Annotated in this window: 16 protein-coding genes; 12 read left to right on the forward strand and 4 right to left on the reverse strand. The window is 62.7% G+C overall.

What is annotated here, in order from left to right:
• The first annotated feature begins 29 nt into the window (after positions 1-29).
• Positions 30-650, forward strand: a complete 621-nt coding sequence (locus E7813_RS19270; protein ID WP_291576586.1) for a hypothetical protein — start codon at positions 30-32, stop codon at positions 648-650.
• Between the two features lie 86 nt (positions 651-736).
• A complete protein-coding gene (locus tag E7813_RS19275) occupies positions 737-1,366 on the forward strand; it encodes a hypothetical protein (protein WP_291576588.1) in 630 nt (209 codons plus the stop codon).
• A 167-nt stretch (positions 1,367-1,533) separates the two neighbouring features.
• Here E7813_RS19275 and E7813_RS19280 read toward each other — a convergent pair whose 3' ends face one another.
• Positions 1,534-2,670, reverse strand: coding sequence for an alpha-hydroxy acid oxidase (locus E7813_RS19280; protein ID WP_291576591.1), 1,137 nt, complete (start codon positions 2,668-2,670; stop codon positions 1,534-1,536).
• Positions 2,671-2,778: 108 nt separating this feature from the next.
• Between E7813_RS19280 and E7813_RS19285 the strand changes: the two genes are divergently transcribed.
• The 4 genes from E7813_RS19285 to E7813_RS19300 all read left to right on the forward strand — a co-directional run bounded on the left by E7813_RS19285 (position 2,779) and on the right by E7813_RS19300 (position 7,068).
• Positions 2,779-2,946 carry a hypothetical protein gene (locus E7813_RS19285; protein WP_291576593.1) on the forward strand — a complete coding sequence of 56 codons (168 nt, stop codon included), beginning with the start codon at positions 2,779-2,781 and terminating at the stop codon, positions 2,944-2,946.
• A 303-nt stretch (positions 2,947-3,249) separates the two neighbouring features.
• Positions 3,250-4,596 (forward strand): phosphoglucosamine mutase, encoded by a 1,347-nt coding sequence (gene glmM, locus E7813_RS19290; RefSeq protein WP_291576595.1) that lies wholly within the window; start codon positions 3,250-3,252, stop codon positions 4,594-4,596.
• Positions 4,597-4,715: 119 nt separating this feature from the next.
• Positions 4,716-5,975 carry an MFS transporter gene (locus E7813_RS19295; protein ID WP_291576597.1) on the forward strand — a complete coding sequence of 420 codons (1,260 nt, stop codon included), beginning with the start codon at positions 4,716-4,718 and terminating at the stop codon, positions 5,973-5,975.
• Between the two features lie 235 nt (positions 5,976-6,210).
• Entirely contained in the window at positions 6,211-7,068 is an 858-nt protein-coding gene (locus tag E7813_RS19300; protein WP_291576599.1) for an outer membrane beta-barrel protein, read from the forward strand.
• 602 nt (positions 7,069-7,670) lie between these two features.
• Here the strand turns inward: E7813_RS19300 and E7813_RS19305 are convergent.
• Entirely contained in the window at positions 7,671-8,549 is an 879-nt protein-coding gene (locus tag E7813_RS19305; protein ID WP_291576602.1) for an outer membrane beta-barrel protein, read from the reverse strand.
• A gap of 210 nt (positions 8,550-8,759) precedes the next feature.
• Between E7813_RS19305 and E7813_RS19310 the strand changes: the two genes are divergently transcribed.
• The 5 genes from E7813_RS19310 to serA all read left to right on the forward strand — a co-directional run bounded on the left by E7813_RS19310 (position 8,760) and on the right by serA (position 13,265).
• Positions 8,760-9,350 carry a glutathione S-transferase family protein gene (locus E7813_RS19310; RefSeq protein WP_291576604.1) on the forward strand — a complete coding sequence of 197 codons (591 nt, stop codon included), beginning with the start codon at positions 8,760-8,762 and terminating at the stop codon, positions 9,348-9,350.
• Positions 9,351-9,361: 11 nt separating this feature from the next.
• Positions 9,362-9,832, forward strand: a complete 471-nt coding sequence (locus E7813_RS19315) for a GNAT family N-acetyltransferase (protein WP_291576606.1) — start codon at positions 9,362-9,364, stop codon at positions 9,830-9,832.
• Between the two features lie 172 nt (positions 9,833-10,004).
• A complete protein-coding gene (locus tag E7813_RS19320) occupies positions 10,005-10,211 on the forward strand; it encodes a hypothetical protein (protein ID WP_291576608.1) in 207 nt (68 codons plus the stop codon).
• A gap of 78 nt (positions 10,212-10,289) precedes the next feature.
• Positions 10,290-11,462, forward strand: coding sequence for a phosphoserine transaminase (locus tag E7813_RS19325; RefSeq protein ID WP_291576610.1), 1,173 nt, complete (start codon positions 10,290-10,292; stop codon positions 11,460-11,462).
• Positions 11,463-11,675: 213 nt separating this feature from the next.
• A complete protein-coding gene (gene serA / locus E7813_RS19330) occupies positions 11,676-13,265 on the forward strand; it encodes a phosphoglycerate dehydrogenase (protein ID WP_291576611.1) in 1,590 nt (529 codons plus the stop codon).
• Between the two features lie 63 nt (positions 13,266-13,328).
• Here serA and E7813_RS19335 read toward each other — a convergent pair whose 3' ends face one another.
• Positions 13,329-14,372, reverse strand: coding sequence for a C-terminal binding protein (locus E7813_RS19335; protein WP_291576613.1), 1,044 nt, complete (start codon positions 14,370-14,372; stop codon positions 13,329-13,331).
• Between the two features lie 181 nt (positions 14,373-14,553).
• Here E7813_RS19335 and E7813_RS19340 point away from each other — a divergent pair, with 181 nt between their 5' ends.
• Positions 14,554-14,955 (forward strand): DUF1330 domain-containing protein, encoded by a 402-nt coding sequence (locus E7813_RS19340; protein WP_291576616.1) that lies wholly within the window; start codon positions 14,554-14,556, stop codon positions 14,953-14,955.
• Positions 14,956-15,094: 139 nt separating this feature from the next.
• Here the strand turns inward: E7813_RS19340 and E7813_RS19345 are convergent, their stop codons facing one another.
• Positions 15,095-16,228 (reverse strand): alpha-hydroxy acid oxidase, encoded by a 1,134-nt coding sequence (locus tag E7813_RS19345; protein WP_291576618.1) that lies wholly within the window; start codon positions 16,226-16,228, stop codon positions 15,095-15,097.
• Between the last annotated feature and the right edge of the window lie 26 nt (positions 16,229-16,254).

Genomic DNA, 16,254 nt, shown 5'->3' on the forward strand with positions numbered 1-16,254 from the left:
CTCAAGCAGTGCCCGCCGGAGAACATCCCATGTCATTTCATCGTTTCGTGTTGCGTTCGCTGGCCGCGCTCGCGCTGATCGCCGTTGCATTGCCCGCGATCGCCCAGCAACCGCCGACACCATCGCGGGTTCGCGGCACCATCGAAGGCGTTGACGGCGACGTGCTGTCGGTCAAATCGCGCGGCGGCGAAGATGTGAAGCTGCATATGACCGGCGACATGCGGGTGGTCGGAATCATCAAGATTGCGCTGGCGGAAATCAAGGTCGGCTCTTTCGTCGGCGCCACCACGGTGCCGGGACCGGACGGCAGCCAAAACGCGGTCGAGGTGCATCTGTTTCCGGAGAACATGCGCGGCACCGGGGAAGGGTCGCGGCCCCACGATCTGCGCCCCGACAGCACCATGACCAATGCGACGGTGGCGGAGAGCATTGCCGGCAATGACGGTCACACGTTGTTGATCAAATACAGGGACGGCGAAAAGAAAGTCGTGGTTTCGCCGGATACTCCTGTTGTGACCTACGTTCCCGCCGACAAGTCCGACCTCAAGGCCGGCGCCAAGGTGATCGCCTTGATGACCAAGCTGCCGGATGGTTCGTTCGAGACCAGCCGTGTCAGCGTCGGCCGCGACGGAACCACGCCGCCGATGTGAAGCTGGCCTTTGGCGCCTCGCGGCGAGGAATAGGCCCTCCGCCGCGGTGTTGTCCTGTTTGGTGGGGAACCAGAGGGACAAAATTTATGCCGATAATTTCCTGGTCGGAGCCGCGCGCGCTGCTGGCTGCGCTGATGGCAATATCCGCGCTCGCGACGGTTGCGTGGGCGCAGCAATCCCCGCCGGTCCGCATCCGCGGCACCATCGAGAATGTCGATGGCTCCATGCTCATGATCAAGTCGCGCGAGGGTGCCGACGTGACGGTCCGCATGACCGACAATGTGACGGTGTTCGGCGTTGCCAAGACCTCGCTGTCCGAAATCAAGCCGGGGTCTTACATCGGGGTGTCGGCGATGCCCGAACCCGACGGGACCCAGAAGGCGCTTGCGGTTCATATTTTCCCTGAAAGCCAGCGCGGCGCGGCCGAAGGTTTCCGGCCCTGGGATCTGCGACCCAACTCGACCATGACCAACGCCACCGTGGCCGAGACGGTCCAGGGTGCCGACGGCCAGATCATCCTGGTCAAATACAAGGATGGCGAAAAGAAAGTCGTGGTGCCGCCGGCCACGCCGATCGTGACGTTCGTTGCGGGGGACAAGTCCGAAATCAAAGCGGGCGCCAAGATCATCATCTTCGGCGCGGTGAAGAAGGACGACGGCGTGCTCGAAGCCAACCGCGTCAATGTCGGCCGCGACGGGATTACGCCGCCGATGTGAGGCGAAGCGCGAATCTCTCAACAAGTCGTCCCGGCGAACGCCCGTACCCATACGCCGTGTGGTCTCGTTTCAGCAATGCTGTAGAACCACCATTCCAAAATCATCGGCATTGGTGGTTATGGGTCTCCGCGTTCGCGGGGACGACGATGGATTTTCGATCGTTCGCCTCAAATCGCCAGCACGTGGTCGTCGATCTCGGCGATGCTGTTGACGCCGCACAGGCCCATGGTGACGTTGAGTTCGTTGCGGATCAGATCGATCGCCTTGGCGACGCCGGCTTCGCCGAAAGCCCCGAGGCCGTGAACGAAGGCGCGGCCGATCATGCAGGATTTGGCGCCGAGCGCCAGCGCGCGCATCACGTCCTGGCCGGAGCGGATGCCGCCGTCGAACATGACTTCCATCTGCGAGCCGACGGCCTCGACGATCTCGGGCAGCACCTCGATCGATGACGGCGCGCCGTCGAGTTGCCGGCCGCCATGGTTGGAGGCCACCAGCGCCTGCGCGCCGCTCTTGGCCGCTTCCTCGGCGTCCTCGACATCGAGGATGCCCTTCAGGATCAGCTTGCCCGGCCAGATGCTGCGGATCCATTCGACGTCTTTCCAGTTCAGCGAGGTGTCGAACTGCGTGGCGATCCATGCCGACAGCGCCGTGATATCGTCGGTGCCCTTGAGATGACCGACCAGATTGCCGAAGGTGCGGCGCTTGCCGCGCAACACCCCGGACACCCATGCCGGCTTGCTGGCGAAATCGAGGAATTTCGACAGCGTCCATTCCGGCGGCACCGTCATGCCGTTCTTGATATCCTGGTGGCGCTGCCCGATTACCTGCAGATCCACGGTCAGCACCAGCGCGCTGCATTTGGCGGCGATGGCGCGCTCGATCAGCGCCTTGATGAAGCCGCGGTCTTTCATGACGTAGAGCTGAAACCAGAACGGCTTGTCGACACTGGCTGCGACGTCCTCGATCGAGCAGATCGACATCGTGCTCAGCGTAAATGGAATGCCGGCGGCTTGCGCCGCGCGACAGGCATGAATTTCGCCGTCGCCGGATTGCATCCCCAACAGCCCGACCGGTGCCAGGATCAGCGGCAGCGATGCCGGTTCGCCGAGAATCGTGGTCGAAAGATCGCGCCTGGAGACATCGACCAGAATGCGCTGGCGGAACTTGATCGCCTGAAGGTCGTCGCGGTTGGCGCGCAGCGTTTCCTCGGAATAGGAGCCGCGATCGGCGTAATCGAAAAACGCCTTGGGCACTTTGCGCCTGTGAACCTGACGCAAATCCTCGATGCAGGTGATGTGTTTCATGGACGTTTCCGACCCTTCTTGTATTTCTCGCTTGGGCAGTCATCTAGCATGGTTGGGCCATCCGCAAAATCGCTCCGCCGGAATAGCGCCGCCAGCCAGGAGGGCATCATGACCCGACCACGCTCCGATCCCAAAGACGTCAAAGGCACCGAAAAGCGCCGGCTGGATCAGGCCCTGGAGGAGGGGCTGGAAGAGACGTTTCCCGGCTCCGACCCGGTCAATGTGACCCAGCCGGCACCCTCCAAACAGGACCATCACGTCAAGCGCAAGGATTAGCCACGTGGCGCGGGCGGGCGATCGGGACCGTTGCCAAGGCCCGGCAGGATCGGGCCATGAGGCGGCCGATCGCGGCAGCGCCCGGTTCCGGAGTTGTCCGGTTGTCGACGTTATTGGAGCGTTAAGTGAATTTTTCCAATATGTTAGGTGCCATTCGCGGGATTGGCCGCCGGTAATAATTCATCATATTTTTTGAAGCCATTTTAGCACCGAAGGCATTATAACCCCCTGCACGCCATGAGGGCGCGCGTTTTGAGGGTTCTTGCCGGACGGTTTGAGACCTCGAAAGCTGCTGGGGGATGCATGAGCCGCAAATATTTCGGGACGGACGGGATTCGGGGCCGCGCCAACGGTCTGATCACGCCGGAACTGGCGCTCAAGGTTGGGCAGGCGGCTGGATTGGTGTTCCAGCGCGGCGAGCATCGCCATCGCGTTGTGATCGGCAAGGATACCCGTCTTTCCGGATACATGATCGAATACGCGATGGTGGCCGGCTTCACCTCGGTCGGCATGGATGTGCTGCTGCTCGGCCCGATGCCGACGCCGGCGGTGGCGATGCTCACCAAGTCGATGCGCGCCGATCTCGGCGTGATGATTTCGGCCTCGCACAACCTGTTCGAGGACAACGGCATCAAGCTGTTCGGCCCGCAGGGTTTCAAACTTTCCGACGACGTCGAAAGGCAGATCGAGCAGTTGCTCGATGAATCGCTCGACAAGCGCCTTGCGCAGAGCGCGAGCCTGGGGCGCGCCCGCCGTATCGACGGCGTTCATGACCGCTATATCGAATTCGCCAAGCGAACGCTGCCGCGCGATCTCAGCCTCGATGGTTTGCGCGTGGTGGTCGATTGCGCCAATGGCGCGGCCTACAAGGTGGTGCCGGAAGCGCTGTGGGAACTGGGCGCCGACGTGATTTCCATCGGCGTCGAGCCGGATGGATTCAACATCAACAAGGAATGCGGTTCCACCTCGCCGGAAGCCCTGAGCCGCAAGGTGCGCGAAATGCGCGCCGACATCGGCATCGCGCTCGACGGCGATGCCGACCGGGTTATCCTAGTCGACGAGCGCGGACATCTGGTCGATGGCGACCAATTGCTTGCGGTGATCGCGCAAAGCTGGAAGGAAGACGGCCGCCTCTCCAGGCCGGGCATCGTCGCGACCGTGATGTCGAATCTCGGGCTTGAGCGCTTTCTCGACGGCTTGGGCATCGAGCTCGTGCGCACCCCGGTCGGCGATCGCTACGTGCTCGAACAGATGCTGAGCCAAGGCTATAATCTCGGCGGCGAGCCATCCGGTCACATTATCCTGTCGGATTACGCCACCACCGGCGACGGCTTCGTTGCGGCGCTGCAGGTACTCGCGGTGGTGCAAAAGCTCCGCCGCCCGGTGTCGGAAGTCTGTCATCGCTTCGATCCGCTGCCGCAGATCCTGAAAAACGTGCGCTACCGCACCGGCAAGCCGCTCGACGACGCCGAGGTCAAATCGGCCATCGACGCCGGCGAAAAGCGGCTCAACGGCCACGGCCGGCTATTGGTCCGCTCTTCCGGCACCGAGCCCGTGATCCGCGTGATGGGCGAGGGCGACGACCGCATCCTGGTCGAGGAAGTTGTCGATCACATCGTCTCCGCGCTCGGTCACGCCGCGGCGGCCTGAGCCTAACCGGCCGCACCCGAGCGCATCGCTGCCATTATCGATTGTTGCTGGTCGGCGCGGCGTCGGCATCGTAGGAAGTGCCGGTCACGGCGTTTGCGAATCTTTTGCGGAAGCATCCCTTGAACAAGCCTGTTGTCGTCTCCGAAGAAGCTCTGGGTGCGCCGATGATGGTGCCGGTTGTGACGTCCGGTTCCATGGCCAGGGCGGCCGCGGCAGGCCCGGCCTACATCGTGCTGGGCGGCATCAGCTTCTCGCATTTCCTCAACGACACCATGCAATCGCTGATCCCATCGGTCTATCCGATCCTGAAAGAGAACTATGCGCTCGACTTTGCGCAGATCGGGCTGATCACGCTGGCGTTCCAGTTCACCGCCTCGCTGCTGCAGCCGGTGGTCGGACATTTCACCGACAAGAAGGCGCAGCCGTTTTCACTTTGCGTCGGCATGGGATCGACCTTTTTCGGGCTGCTGCTGCTCAGCATCGCGCACCAGTATCTTGTGATTCTGGTTGCGGCGGCGCTGGTCGGGCTCGGTTCGGCGGTGTTCCATCCGGAATCGGCGCGGATCGCGCGGCTGGCCTCGGGCGGGCGCTACGGCTTCGCGCAGTCGGTATTCCAGGTCGGCGGCAGCTTCGGCTCCGCGATGGGCCCGTTGCTGGCGGCGTCGATCGTGGTGCCGTTCGGGCAACCGAGCATCGCCTGGTTTTCATCGATCGCATTCCTGGCGATCATCATCCTGTGGCGGATCGGGCTCTGGTACCGGCCGCAGATCGCGGCGAGGAAGTTCGCTGCGCCCCAGCCGCATCCGGACGCGCCGAGTTCGCGCCGCGTCATGATCGCGCTGGTGGTGCTGGTGGCGCTGCTGTTCTCCAAGCAGCTCTATGTCTCCAGCCTGTCGAGCTATTACATGTTCTACCTGATCGACAAATTCGGGGTCTCGACCCAGGCCGCCCAGCTCTATCTGTTCGTGTTTCTGGCCGCCAACGCGATCGGGGCGTTCTTCGGCGGACCGATCGGCGACCGGTTCGGCCGCAAATACGTCATCTGGTTTTCGATCCTCGGCGCACTGCCGTTCACGCTGGCGCTGCCGCACGCCGGCCTGGTCACGGGCGCGGTGCTGACGGTGTTCATCGGCCTGATCATCTCGTCGACCACGTCGTCGATCATCGTGTTCGCGCAGGAGTTGATGCCGCACCGGTTCGGGATGATCTCGGGCGTGTTCTTCGGCGTCGCCTTCGGCATCGGGGGTCTCGGCGCCGCGGTGCTCGGCAAGGTCGCCGACCATACCGGCATCGCATTCGTCTATCAGGTCTGCGCATTCCTGCCGGCGATCGGGCTGCTCGCGATATTCCTGCCGAAGATGCCAAGGTCCGCGCACTGACGCGGACGGCCCGGGCAGAGGCTCTTTGCGGATTTTGTCAACGTATTGTTAGTGATTGTGGCGATTCCGCCATTTTTGCGCGGGCCGGCTTCCTCGCCTGGAAAAATAGTCACAGATTATCAACCTTAAAAATTAGGGTTAAGCGACGCTTAAGCATTTGGTGCCATCGTCCGACCGTGAGTTTTTTGATGTGGGGCCTCCGCTGTCTGCCTCACCGGACAAAAGGACGAAGCCAATGCGTAGCGTTAAGTCTATCGTTGCCGCCGGAGCGGCATCCCTGTTGTCGTCGGCGGCGTTTGCCGCGGACATGCCTTCCATCATGCCGCCGCCGATGTCATATGCGCCGCCTCCGATCGAGGATTTCGGCGGATGGTATCTTCGCGGCGATATTGGCTTCAGCAATCAGAACGTCAAGAAGGTTCTCGACACCAACGCCGCCGCCTACAACAACGTGGCGGTCACGCAGACCAGCGGTTTCGGTAGCGCCGGAATCTTCGACGCGGGCGTCGGTTATCGGTTCAACAACTGGTTCAGGGTGGATGTCACCGGTCAATACCGCGGCAACTCCAATTTCACCGGCCTCGATGTCATCACCGGAACCGGTCCGTTGGCCGGTTTTGTAGGGACTGACAACTATACCGCGACCAAGTCGGAACTTCTCTTTCTCGCCAACGCCTATGCCGATCTCGGTACCTGGTGGTGCATCACGCCGTTCATCGGCGCCGGTGTCGGTACGTCGCGGGTATCGATCGGCAATTTTACCGACACCGGTGATTTCATAACTCTCGCCCCGGCTCAGGCTCACAGCTTCAACTATGCCGGTCAGGCTTCGCAGTGGAATTTCGCCTGGGCGCTGCATGCGGGTCTTGCCTACAAGGTCAGTCCTGGCCTCACGCTGGAGCTTGCCTACAGCTACGTCGATATGGGTAAAGGCATGACCGGCCCGACCAACTCTTTCGATCAAGTGACCAACACCACCCACGCCCCGTTCTCGTTCAACAACATCACCTCCAACGACGTGATGCTGGGCCTGCGTTGGGAACTGAACAGCCCGCCGGTCTACGCGCCGCCGCCGCTGATCCGCAAGGGCTGATCGAGCTACCTGTTAATGGTTGTTAACGGCGCGGGATTTTCCCGCGCCGTTTCGTTTTGCGCCGCGCGGGCGATTCGGAGCGAATGTGGCCGTGCCGGCGCAAGGCGGGGAATCCTCGCGGACCAACTGCAAGGTGGCGGGATCCGGCCAGCGGGACGATGGTGACGCCAACCTGACCGCAGCGTTACGCTGGACCGCTTCAAGCAGGCATTCTTAAGCTGCCCGAGACCCCCGGCATTCGCGGCGCCCGACAAGCCTGCATTTGGGCGTGGTGACAGGTCTCGCGTTGCCGAGCAATCAGCCGGCGCTCGATTCCGAGAGGACTGCAGCGTCCTTAGGGGCATGCTGGATGCCGCGAGCGGGAAACGTGTAAACGGCTGCACACCGCCGGGCTCAGGCGTATGCGTCTGTCCCTGAGCAGCAAGGGAAGATCGCGCCGCGACTACCGAACCCCGATGCAGACGGCGATTCGTCAAAGCCAGCGATCGCAGGGACCGTTTGTCGATCGACCGGCCACCACACCGGTGGCCAACTCCCGCACAAATCAAAAGACCGCCCCGAAAGGGCGGTCTGTGTTTTTGTCCTTGTGGGAAACATCGCCGTCAGAACTTGTAGCCGATTCCCGCTCGCACGGTGTTCATCGTCACCGACGTATTTTCGACCGACAGGAACCTGATATATTCCCATTCGCCACGCATGAACACGTTGTTCCACAACATGTATTCCATGCCGAGACCGCCGGTCCAGCCGACCACGAAATTGTTGGGGCGTTCCTGGCCAACGGTTGTCGTCAACGACGGAATGATAACCGGCGGGCCGAATACCGTGGTCGTGACGCCGAGGTTGGTGGTCGTGACGTCCTGCTCCTTGGTTACGAAGCTTGTCACCGAGCGCGAGACGTCCATACGGCCAACGGCAACACCGCCGAATACATAGGGCAGGAAATTGCCGGTCGCCCAGCCTGTGCGGCCCCTGAGCGTGATCACGTCCTTGATGTGCACCGCGGCGGTTCCGCTCAGCGTTACCGCATAGGTATCGGTGGTGTTCGGAGGCGGAGTTTCGCCCTTCGGATTGACGAATAAAAGCGGCCCGATCGAGCTGGTGGACGAGCCTGCGAGCCCGTTGAGGTAGCTGTAATTGGCCTCGACGCCGAAAACCAGGTCGTCCCATTGGTAGTTGCGGCCGACGAAACCGCCGAATCCGGCGGTATGCGGGTTGGCCCTGCTTAACGCCGACAGTTGCGAGGTCGGATCCTCGAGCACCGTGTCGCGAAAAATGAAGTTGGTCAGGCCCTGGAGGCTTTTGCGGAAATCGATGTTTGCCGCTGAATAGCCGACCTGGCCGCCCGCATACCATCCATCCCAGTTTCGGGTCGGCGTCTGATCGGCGGGGACGCTGCCGCGCAGAAAGTCGGGCATATCCGCAGCCTGCGCGGTGCCCACAGCTCCAAACGTCACTACAGCCATCAAAAATCGACGCATCAAACGCTCCTGCCGGCACTCAACTGGCGGCGATTATGATTTGTTAACGTTAATCAATCGTGAAGTTGGCGAACCGATTCTGGCGCGCGACGGCATCGGCTACAAATTCCGATCGGTGACCGGTTCCGATCCTCGCCGGCGAGACACCGCCTTGACAGGCAATGACCCGGCTGGTCCGATGCCGCTCCGGTCCGGGAGCCCGCGCAATCGATGAAAATCCATGGCGATGCCAAATCGGGCAATTGCCTGAAGGTGAAATGGGTGTGCGACCGGCTCGGGCTGCCCTACACGTGGATCGCGGTCGATACGCTCAAACGCGAGACCCGCACCTCGCAATTCCTCAAGCTCAACAATGCGGGTCAGGTTCCGGTCGTCGAATTCGACGACGGGCGGGTATTGGCGGAATCCAACGCCATCATCCGCTACCTGGCCCGTGGTAGCGATCTGATCCCAGCGGACGCCTTTGCGGCGGCGAAGATGGACGAATGGCTGTTCTGGGAACAGTACAGCCACGAGCCCTATATCGCGGTCTGCCGCTACCAGATGCTCTATCTCGGCAAGCCGGCCTCCGACCTCGATCCCGACAAGGTCAAGCGTGGCTACGCGGCGCTGGCGCGGATGGAACAGCAACTCGCCGCGACCCGATTTTTGGTCGGTGAAGGCGTCAGCCTCGCCGACGTCTCGCTGTTGGCCTATACAAGGCTGGCGCATGAAGGCGGCTTTCACCTCGACGGCTATGCCGCCGTGCGGCGCTGGATCGGCGAGACCGAACGGTCTCTCGGGCTGACGCCGGCGCACTGACTGGAGCGATCATGGCCGCGACTTCTCCGGTTACCATCCGGCGCGCCCGCCGCGACGATGTCGGCGCCATCGTGCGGATGTTGGCGGACGATCCGCTCGGCCGCGCGCGGGAACGGCTCGAGGATCCGCTGCCATCGTCCTATTTCCTGGCGTTCGACAGGCTCGAACAGAATCCGCACATCCAGCTGATGGTCGCGGAGGAGGGCGGCGGTTCCGTCGTGGGCTGCCTGCAGCTCTGCGTCCTGCCGGGAATAAGTTCGCAAGGCGCCTCGCGCGCTTTGATCGAGGACGTTCGCGTCGCCAGCCATTGCCGCAGCCGCGGCATCGGCGAGCAGTTGGTGCAATGGGCCATTGCCGAGGCCAGGGTCAAGGGCTGCAAGCTGGTCGAACTGTTGACCCATCAAACCCGCGTCGATGCCCAGCGGTTCTACCTGCGGCTGGGATTTCAGGCGAGCCATGTCGGCATGACGATGCGATTTTGATCAGGCTTGCCCATCGCCAATCGGCATCGCCCTTGCGTCTGTTGCGAAACGGGTTTCGGCATTCGTTCCGGTTAACGGGCGATAAACTAACCGATCTTTCGTAATTTTTGCTCGGCGTCTTTCGTGGCACGCTGACTGTCCCCGGAGGGCTGGGGCGGTTTGGGGACCGAACATGAGAAACTATTCGATTGTCCGTATCGGCAGAGAATATGTCGTGCAGGCCGATGAAAAGAGCGTCCTGAAAGTCGCAAGCCGGCGCAGAGCCGCACGGCTGGTCACCGATGCGGCTGAACTGCTGGATTCGCAAACGCCGGCGCAACCATCGGCGCAAACGCATGGCGGGTCAGCTATCACACCGGATCCTTCCAAAGTTCCTTGACGATCCCGGGCGATTCCCTTAATCACCGCGGCGGGACACCTCCCCCCAACGGGAGGCTACTATCTGGAAGGATAGATCATGACTGCAGCGAAGCCCGCTTTGCGGCCGAATGTGCCGCATTTTTCCTCCGGCCCCTGTGCCAAGCGCCCCGGCTGGAACGCCCAAAATCTCAAAGACGCCGCCCTCGGCCGTTCGCATCGTGCGAAAATCGGCAAGGCCAAGCTCAAGCTCGCGATCGAACTGACGCGCGAAGTGCTTGAAGTGCCCGCCGATTACAAGATCGGCATCGTGCCGGCCTCCGATACCGGTGCGGTGGAAATGGCGCTGTGGTCGCTGTTGGGTGCGCGGCCCGTCACCACCATCGCGTGGGAATCCTTTGGCGAGGGCTGGGTCGGCGATATCGTCAAGGAGCTCAAGCTCAAGGACGTGACTAGGCTGCATGCCGGCTATGGCGAAATCCCGGATCTCGGCAAGGCCGATCCCTCAACCGACATCGTCTTCACCTGGAACGGCACCACTTCCGGCGTGCGTGTCCCCAATGCCGACTGGATCGGCGCCAACCGCGAAGGCCTCACCATTTGCGACGCGACCTCGGCGGCGTTCGCGCAGAAGCTCGACTGGGCCAAGCTCGATGCGGTGACGTTTTCCTGGCAGAAAGCGCTGGGCGGCGAAGCCGCCCACGGCATGCTGGTGCTTAGCCCGCGCTCGGTGGCGCGGCTGGAAAGCTACAAGCCGGCATGGCCGCTGCCGAAAATCTTCCGCATGACCAAGGGCGGCAAGCTCAACCAGGGCATCTTCGAGGGTGAAACCATCAACACGCCGTCGATGCTGTGCGTCGAGGATTATCTCGACACGCTGCATTGGGGCAAATCGGTTGGCGGCCTCAAGGGCCTGATGGCGCGCGCCGACGCCAACACCAAGGTGCTGGCGGACTGGAAAGCGAAAACGCCGTGGATCGATTTCCTGGCAAAGGACCCCGCGATCCGTTCCAATACCTCGGTGTGCATGAAGGTGATCGATCCCGCGATCACCTCCCTGACGCTGGATGCGCAGTCGGATTTCGCCAAGAAGCTGGTCGCCCTGGTGGAGAAGGAAGGCGCCGGCTACGATTTCGCGCATTACCGCGACGCGCCGCCGGGCCTGCGCATCTGGTGCGGCGCCACGGTGGAAGCCGGCGACGTAGCACTGCTGACGCAGTGGATCGACTGGGCCTTCGCCAAAACCAAATCCACGCTCGCCAAGGCGGCATAGGTTTTCCCTTAACCTCTCCCCGTTCTTCACGGGGAGAGGTCGGCGCGCAGCGCCGGGTGAGGGGCTGTTTCGAGCACCGCACCCGTCGATAGATGCCCCTCACCCCGACCCTCTCCCCGCAAGCGCGGGGCGAGGAGAAGTAATCTCCCCAAGATATCATCCCACTCCGGCGCTTGGCGCCAACCCTCCCGCTGGAGGGCAGAGGAACACAAAATGACAAAACCCAGAGTTCTCATTTCCGACGCGCTGTCGCCGGCCGCCGTGCAGATTTTCAAAGACCGCGGCATCGACGTGGATTTCCAGCCCAATCTCGGCAAGGACAAGGAAAAACTCGCCGAGATCATCGGCGATTACGACGGCCTCGCGATCCGCTCCGCCACCAAGGCCACGGCGAAAATCATCGAGAAGGCAAAGCGGCTGAAAGTGATCGGCCGCGCCGGGATCGGCGTCGACAATGTCGAGATTCCCGCCGCCACGGCCAAGGGCATCATCGTGATGAACACGCCGTTCGGCAATTCGATCACCACCGCCGAACACGCCATCACCCTGATGCTGGCGCTGGCGCGCGAAATTCCGCAGGCCGACGCCTCGACCCAGGCCGGCAAGTGGGAGAAGAACCGCTTCATGGGGGTGGAGATCACCGGCAAGACGCTCGGCGTGATCGGCTGCGGCAACATCGGCGCGATCGTCGCCGACCGCGCGCTGGGCCTGCGGATGAAGGTGATCGCGTACGATCCGTTCCTGTCGCCGGAGCGCGCCAAGGACATCGGCGTCGAAAAGGTCGAACTCGACGACCTGTTGAAGCGCGCCGATTTCATCACGCTGCATACGCCGCTGACCGACAAAACCCGCAACATCATCGACGCGGCGGCGCTGGCCAGGATGAAGAAGGGCGTCCGCATCATCAATTGCGCGCGCGGCGGACTGGTCGACGAGCAGGCGCTGGTCGATGCGCTCAATTCCGGCCATGTCGCAGGCGCGGCGTTCGACGTATTCGTCGAGGAGCCCGCCACCTCCAACGTGCTGTTCGGTCATCCCAATGTGATCTGCACGCCGCATCTGGGCGCCGCCACCACCGAGGCGCAGGAAAATGTCGCGTTGCAGGTAGCCGAACAGATGTCGGATTATCTGTTGTCCGGCGCGATCTCCAACGCGGTCAACTTCCCGTCGATCACCGCGGAGGAGGCGCCCAAGCTGAGGCCGTTCATTGAACTTGCCGAAAAGCTCGGCTCGTTCGCCGGCCAGCTCACCGAGACCGGCATCGCGAAGGTGCAGATCACCTATGAGGGTCACGTCGCGGAGATGAAGATCAAGGCGCTGACCTCGGCGGCGCTGTCGGGGCTGCTGCGGCCGATGCTCGGCGACGTTAACGTGGTCTCGGCGCCGGTCGTCGCCAAGGAGCGCGGCATGGTGGTCGACGAGATCGTGCGCGCGGCGCAGAGCGACTACGAAAGCCTGATCACGGTCACCGTCACCACCGAGCGGCAGGAGCGATCGGTGTCGGGTACGGTCTATGCCGACGGCAAGCCGCGGCTGGTCGACATCAAGGGCATCCGGGTCGACGCCGAGTTCGGCAAATCGATGATTTACGTCACCAACGAGGACAAGCCCGGATTCATCGGCAGCTTCGCAGGCCTGCTCGGCGACGCCAAAATCAACATCGCGACCTTCCATCTCGGCCGAACCAAACAGGGCGGCGACGCCATCGCGCTGGTCGAGGTCGACGGCGCGGTGCCGCCGGAGGTGCTCGCCAAGGTGCAGGCGCTGCCGCAGGTGAAGCAGGCCAAGGCGCTGGCGTTTTAGGATACGAGAGGCTTATTCCTTGACCGCGCCCGATCGCGACCGGAACCGTCTTGTTGGCGCCTGCTAACTGTTCGGGCCGCGGTCCATGCTGACGGGTTGCCAGCGGCGCAGCGAGGTGTTTTGCAGCACCGAGGGATTGACGCAACTCACCGGCCACATGCCGGACAGCACCAGCGACAATTCATAGCCGACGCGCCGCTTGCGCGCCTCGTCGAAACGCGCCGAGGCCGAAGCGACATGGGCCGTCAGCGTGACGTTCTCCATGCCCAGCATCGGATTGTTGTGCGACGGCGGCTCCTTCTCCAGCACGTCGAGCGCGGCGTGCGCGATCCAGCCTTCCTGCAACGCCTTGATCAGCGCCTCTTCGTCCACGGTCGGACCGCGCCCGGTGTTGATGAAGATGGCGTTCGGCTTCATCTGCCTGAAGTGCTTCTCGCCGAGCATGTGATGGACTTCGGGCCGGGCAGGGGCGTGCATCGACAGGAAGTCGGATTGCGATAGCACTTCGGACAAGGTCGCCGGCAACACGCCGTGATCGGAGATCAGCGTCTCCTGGATGAACGGATCGTAGGCCATCATCCGCAATCCGAACGGTGCGGCGCGTTTCGCGACCGCGCGCGCCACCCGCCCGAACGAGATGAAGCCCAGCGTTTGCCCCATCAGCCTAGGAATCTTCAGCAAGGCGGGACGGCCCTCCGACCAGCGGCCGGTGCGCACCAGTTTGTCCTGTTCGACCAGCCGGCGGAAACCCGCCAGCAGCAGCATCATAGCGTGATCGGCGACTTCCTCGATAAAGGTGTCGGGGATGTTGGTGACGGGAATGCCGCGTGCGGTCGCGGCTTTGACGTCGACGCTGTCGACGCCGACGCTGCCGAGCGTGATGACCTTGCAGTTTTGCAGCGCGTCGATGATGGTTTTCGTGATCGGCATGCCCTTGGCGTAGATCGCGTCGGCGGTCTTCGCGGCGGCGATGAATTCCGCCTCGTTGGCCGGCGCCTCGACGATCTCGGCATCGATCGGATCGAGCGCCTCTTTCTCATAACCATAGCCGCCACCGGCGACGGTAAAACTCGCGCCTTTCGGCGTCACAATCCTGAACTTCGACATTTCATCTCCCGATTGATTTTCGGTCTTGTTATCGACGCGAAATTGACACTGCTTCTCGATTTCGGCGTTTCTTGACAGGTTCCCTGCCGGACAGGCTAGCCTGCCCGAAAGCAAAGCGGAAGCCGGTAAGGCGCCGGAGTTGAAAATGCGTTCCCGGGCGCTGCGATCAAGGAGACGGTCAATGGGCGTGGATTTGCTGAATATCGAAGGCCTCAAGCAACTGGAACATCAGGGGCCGGTCGTGATGGTGAACCTGATGCGGTTCTTCGACCGCTCGCTCGACGGCAATGGCAGCGGCTGGGATGCCTATCTTCGCTACAGCGCCCTGACCGTGCCGATGATCAAGGCGCGCGGCGGCACCTTGCTGTGGACCGGCGATGCCAAGGCGGTCGCGCTTGGGACCCGGCACGGCAATGACTGGGATTACCTGGCGCTGGTGTACTATCCGTCCGTCGCCGCCTTCATCGACATGATGACGTCGCACGATTACGAAACCCGAAGCGATCCGCATCGCCGCAACGGCTGTGCCGAGCACCTCATCATCGCGACCGCCGAGGCGTACAGCAAATTCAAGATTGAGTAGGGTGTAGCAGAACGAAAGGTGCGCCCCCTCTCCCAGACGGAGAGGGTTGGGATGGGGGGTTCAAGTCTATCGTTGGACCGCAACCCCTCACCCGAATTGCTTCGCAATTCGACCTCTCCCCGTGGGAAAGGTGACGCCCTCAATACCTGTAAGGCTCGATCTCCAGCAGCGGGAAGGCGCTGAAGACGTGGGGCAGGTTGGTCGCCGTTGCCGGATGCAGATAGGACTTGTCGAGCTGCGCGAAAGACGTGACGCCGAGCAGGCCCAGCGACCTGACCACCTCGTCCTCCAATAGCTCCAGCATCCGCACCACGCCGGCCTCGCCCTTGGCGGCAAGCGCCCAGCATTGCAGGCGGCCGATGCCCACGATATCCGCGCCCGATGCGATCGCCTTGACGATATCGGCGCCGCGGCAGAACGAGCCGTCGACCATGATCCTGGCCCGACCGGCGATGGCCTTGACGATTTCCGGCAGCACATGCATCGAGCCGCGGCCGTGGTCGAGCTGGCGCCCGCCGTGGTTCGAAACGTAAACCCATTCGACTCCGTGATCGAGCGCGATGGCAGCGTCCTCCGCGGTGGCGATGCCCTTGAGGATCAGCGGTATCTTGTACTTGTCCTTGATCAGCTTCACGGTGCGCCATTCCAGCCCCTTCTGGAAATCGCCTCCGGTGGAGCGGGCGCGGCTGGCGCGGACATAACGCTTGGCGATGTCGCGTTCGCGCCGGCTGTAATGCGCGGTGTCGACGGTGAGGCAGAACGCGGTGTATCCGCCTGCGACGGCGCGGCTGACGTGATCCTCGACAAAGGCGTCGTCGCCGCGGACATAGAGCTGGAAGATGCGCAGCGCGTCGGGCGCGGCCTTGGCCACGTTCTCGAGGCCCGGTTCCGTTACCGAACTGATCATATGGGCGGCGCCGAACGAGCCTGCGGCGCGCGCGACGCTGGCGGCGCCACCGGGATCGAAGCTCTCGAGCGCGCCGACCGGCGCCAGCATCACCGGCAGGCGCAATTTGCGGCCGAACACTTCGACCGACGCGTCGACCCTGGCGACATTGCGCAGCACCCGCGGCCGGAACGCAATCTCGTCGAGCGCCATGCGGTTGCGGCGCATCGTGGTTTCGGTCTCGGCGGCGCCGACGATATAATCCCAGGCGTTCTGATGCAGGTTGGCCCGCGCCTTGCGGACGAACTCGTGCAGGTTCTGGAATTCCTCGCCGCTGGCGCCGAGTTCGACATTCCTCGCCGCCTGAATCGGGGTCGCCTCGTTCATGGTAGTCTCCTTCGTGCCCGCAAGTG

This window comes from Bradyrhizobium sp., assembly GCF_004799405.1.
In the GTDB taxonomy this organism is placed as follows: Bacteria; Pseudomonadota; Alphaproteobacteria; order Rhizobiales; family Xanthobacteraceae; genus Bradyrhizobium.

What these genes read in the sequence shown, in the direction of transcription:
- E7813_RS19275 (WP_291576588.1), top strand. Translation starts at nt 737, where the DNA reads ATGCCGATAATTTCCTGGTCGGAGCCGCGCGCGCTGCTGGCTGCGCTG.
- serA (WP_291576611.1), top strand. Translation starts at nt 11,676, where the DNA reads ATGACAAAACCCAGAGTTCTCATTTCCGACGCGCTGTCGCCGGCCGCC.
- E7813_RS19335 (WP_291576613.1), bottom strand. Translation starts at nt 14,372, where the DNA reads ATGTCGAAGTTCAGGATTGTGACGCCGAAAGGCGCGAGTTTTACCGTC.
- glmM (WP_291576595.1), top strand. Translation starts at nt 3,250, where the DNA reads ATGAGCCGCAAATATTTCGGGACGGACGGGATTCGGGGCCGCGCCAAC.
- E7813_RS19270 (WP_291576586.1), top strand. Translation starts at nt 30, where the DNA reads ATGTCATTTCATCGTTTCGTGTTGCGTTCGCTGGCCGCGCTCGCGCTG.
- E7813_RS19325 (WP_291576610.1), top strand. Translation starts at nt 10,290, where the DNA reads ATGACTGCAGCGAAGCCCGCTTTGCGGCCGAATGTGCCGCATTTTTCC.
- E7813_RS19280 (WP_291576591.1), bottom strand. Translation starts at nt 2,670, where the DNA reads ATGAAACACATCACCTGCATCGAGGATTTGCGTCAGGTTCACAGGCGC.
- E7813_RS19345 (WP_291576618.1), bottom strand. Translation starts at nt 16,228, where the DNA reads ATGAACGAGGCGACCCCGATTCAGGCGGCGAGGAATGTCGAACTCGGC.
- E7813_RS19320 (WP_291576608.1), top strand. Translation starts at nt 10,005, where the DNA reads ATGAGAAACTATTCGATTGTCCGTATCGGCAGAGAATATGTCGTGCAG.
- E7813_RS19300 (WP_291576599.1), top strand. Translation starts at nt 6,211, where the DNA reads ATGCGTAGCGTTAAGTCTATCGTTGCCGCCGGAGCGGCATCCCTGTTG.
- E7813_RS19305 (WP_291576602.1), bottom strand. Translation starts at nt 8,549, where the DNA reads ATGCGTCGATTTTTGATGGCTGTAGTGACGTTTGGAGCTGTGGGCACC.
- E7813_RS19340 (WP_291576616.1), top strand. Translation starts at nt 14,554, where the DNA reads ATGGGCGTGGATTTGCTGAATATCGAAGGCCTCAAGCAACTGGAACAT.
- E7813_RS19285 (WP_291576593.1), top strand. Translation starts at nt 2,779, where the DNA reads ATGACCCGACCACGCTCCGATCCCAAAGACGTCAAAGGCACCGAAAAG.
- E7813_RS19315 (WP_291576606.1), top strand. Translation starts at nt 9,362, where the DNA reads ATGGCCGCGACTTCTCCGGTTACCATCCGGCGCGCCCGCCGCGACGAT.
- E7813_RS19310 (WP_291576604.1), top strand. Translation starts at nt 8,760, where the DNA reads ATGAAAATCCATGGCGATGCCAAATCGGGCAATTGCCTGAAGGTGAAA.